This is a genomic window from Chrysiogenia bacterium, assembly GCA_020434085.1.
Lineage (GTDB): Bacteria > JAGRBM01 > JAGRBM01 > JAGRBM01 > JAGRBM01 > JAGRBM01.
In genome coordinates this window covers 1-2,306 of record JAGRBM010000306.1, presented here as the reverse complement: position 1 = coordinate 2,306, position 2,306 = coordinate 1, and the positions used below count along the sequence as shown (strand labels likewise).

Genomic DNA, 2,306 nt, shown 5'->3' with positions numbered 1-2,306 from the left:
ATACAATTACGGAAGAAACGGCGGCCCTGCGGGCCGCCGTTTCAGTTTGAGCTGTGTGAGACCTACTTCTTGAAAATCCGGTCCAGCGCGCCGTCCCAGGCGGCGTAGAGCTCGCTGACCTCGGCGCTTACCAGGCCGTTGATCTGCAGACGGCCCGAGTCATTGACCTCGCCCAGCGGCAGGCAGGGAAGCTGCCGGTCGCGGCAGAGGCCTGCGAGCTGCTCGAAGTCTTCCTGACCGCGAACGGTCACCACGATGCGGCTGGGGGCTTCGGCGAAGAGCAGGGAGTCGGCGCGGCCGTAGTCCTCGACCTCGATCCGGGCGCCCAGGAAGGGCGCGTCCTCGCGGGCGCGGGAGCGGTCAAGGAGGCTCTCGGCCAGTGCCACGGCCAGGCCGCCGTCGGCGCAGTCATGGGCGGACTGGATGAGGCCCTTTTCGATGCCCTCGCGGCAGAGGGCCTGGATGTTCTTTTCCAGCTTGAGGTCGACGGCGGGGGGCCTTCCCTTGTCCATGCCGTGAATCTGCGAGAGATACTCGCTGCCGCCCAGGTTCTCGACATTGCGGCCGAGCAGGACGATGAGGTCGCCGGCCTTGGCGAAGTGCTGGGTCGTGTGCTTGTCGGCGTCCTCGATGAGGCCCACCATCGCCACCGTCGGCGTGGGGTAGATCGCCTTGCCGGACGTCTCGTTGTAGAGCGAGACATTGCCCGAGACGACCGGGATCTCCAGCGCGCGGCAGGCATCTGCCAGCCCGCGGCAGCACTCGGCAAACTGCCAGGCGATCTCGGGGCGCTCGGGATTGCCGAAGTTCAGGCAGTCGGTCATTCCCAGCGCCTTCGCGCCCGAAGCGCTCAGGTTGCGCGAACACTCGGCCACGGCGGCGACCGCGCCCTCATAGGGGTCGAGGTAGCAGTGGCGCGGATTGACGTCGCTCGAGAGCGCAACGGCCTTCTTCGTTCCCAGCACGCGCAGCACCGCCGCGTCCGAGCCGGGCATCACCATCGTCTGGTTGCCCACGAAGCAGTCGTACTGCTCGTAGACCCAGCGCTTGGAGCCCAGATTGGCCGAGCCCAGAAGCTGGAGCAGCACGGCCTTGTAGTCTTCGGGCTGCTTGATCTGGTCTTCATCGAGGGCCTGCACCTCGTCCTGCCAGGACGGGCGCGCGCGCGGGCGGTCGTAGACGACGCCCTCGGCAAGTGGATCGAGCGGCATGTCGGCCACCTGCTTGCCGTCGAAGTAGAGCTGCATCCGCTTGGAGTCGGTGATCTCGCCGATCACGGCGACATCGAGATCCCACTTCTCGAAGATGTCGATGACTTCCTGTTCGCGCCCGACCTTGGCGACGATGAGCATGCGCTCCTGCGATTCGCTGAGCATGAGCTCGTAGGCGGTCATCCCCTGCTCACGGGTGGGGACCTTTTCGAGGTCGAGGCGAATGCCCACGCCACCGCTGGCCGCCATTTCCACCGAGGAACTGGTCAGGCCCGCGGCGCCCATGTCCTGAATGGCGACGACCACGTCCTTGTTGAAGAGTTCGAGGCAGGCCTCCAGCAGGAGCTTCTCGGTAAACGGGTCGCCGACCTGCACGGTGGGGCGGCGCTCTTCGCCGCCCGAGCCGAATTCCTCGCTCGCCATGGTGGCACCGTGGATGCCGTCGCGGCCGGTCTTGGAGCCGACATAGAGGACGGGATTGCCGATGCCCGCGGCCTTGGCGCGGAAGATCTTGTCGCTGGGTACGAGCCCCGCGTTGAACGCATTGACCAGAATGTTGCCGTTGTAGCAGGGGGCAAAGCGCACTTCACCGCCCACGGTGGCGACGCCGATGCAGTTGCCATAGCCGCCCACGCCCGCGACCACGCCGCTCAGGAGGAAGGGCGTCTTCTCGTGGGTGGGCTCGCCAAAGGAGAGTGAATTGAGATTGGCGAAGGGCCGCGCGCCCATGGTGAACACGTCGCGCAGAATGCCGCCCACACCCGTGGCCGCGCCCTGGTAGGGCTCGATGTAGGAGGGGTGGTTGTGGCTCTCCATCTTGAAAGCCACACCGAGGCCGTCGCCGATGTCCACGATGCCCGCGTTCTCGCCCGGGCCCTGCAGAACCTGGGGTCCCTCGGTGGGGAACTGCTTGAGGTGAATGCGCGAGCTCTTGTAGGAGCAGTGCTCGCTCCACATCACGCTGAAGATGCCCAGCTCGGTGTAGTTGGGCGTGCGCCCCAGGTGCTTGCAGACGTCCTCGAACTCGGCCTCGGTCAGGCCGTGCTCGCGTGCGAGTTCTTTGGTGACTTCGGGTTCCATAAATCAACTTCCACT

The 2,306-nt window shown here is 65.8% G+C and carries 1 protein-coding gene; it reads right to left on the bottom strand.

Annotated features, from left to right (window positions below; translation table 11 throughout):
* Positions 1-62: 62 nt before the first annotated feature.
* Positions 63-2,291 (bottom strand): phosphoribosylformylglycinamidine synthase subunit PurL, encoded by a 2,229-nt coding sequence (gene purL / locus KDH09_10675; protein ID MCB0220149.1) that lies wholly within the window; start codon positions 2,289-2,291, stop codon positions 63-65.
* Positions 2,292-2,306: the final 15 nt, after the last annotated feature.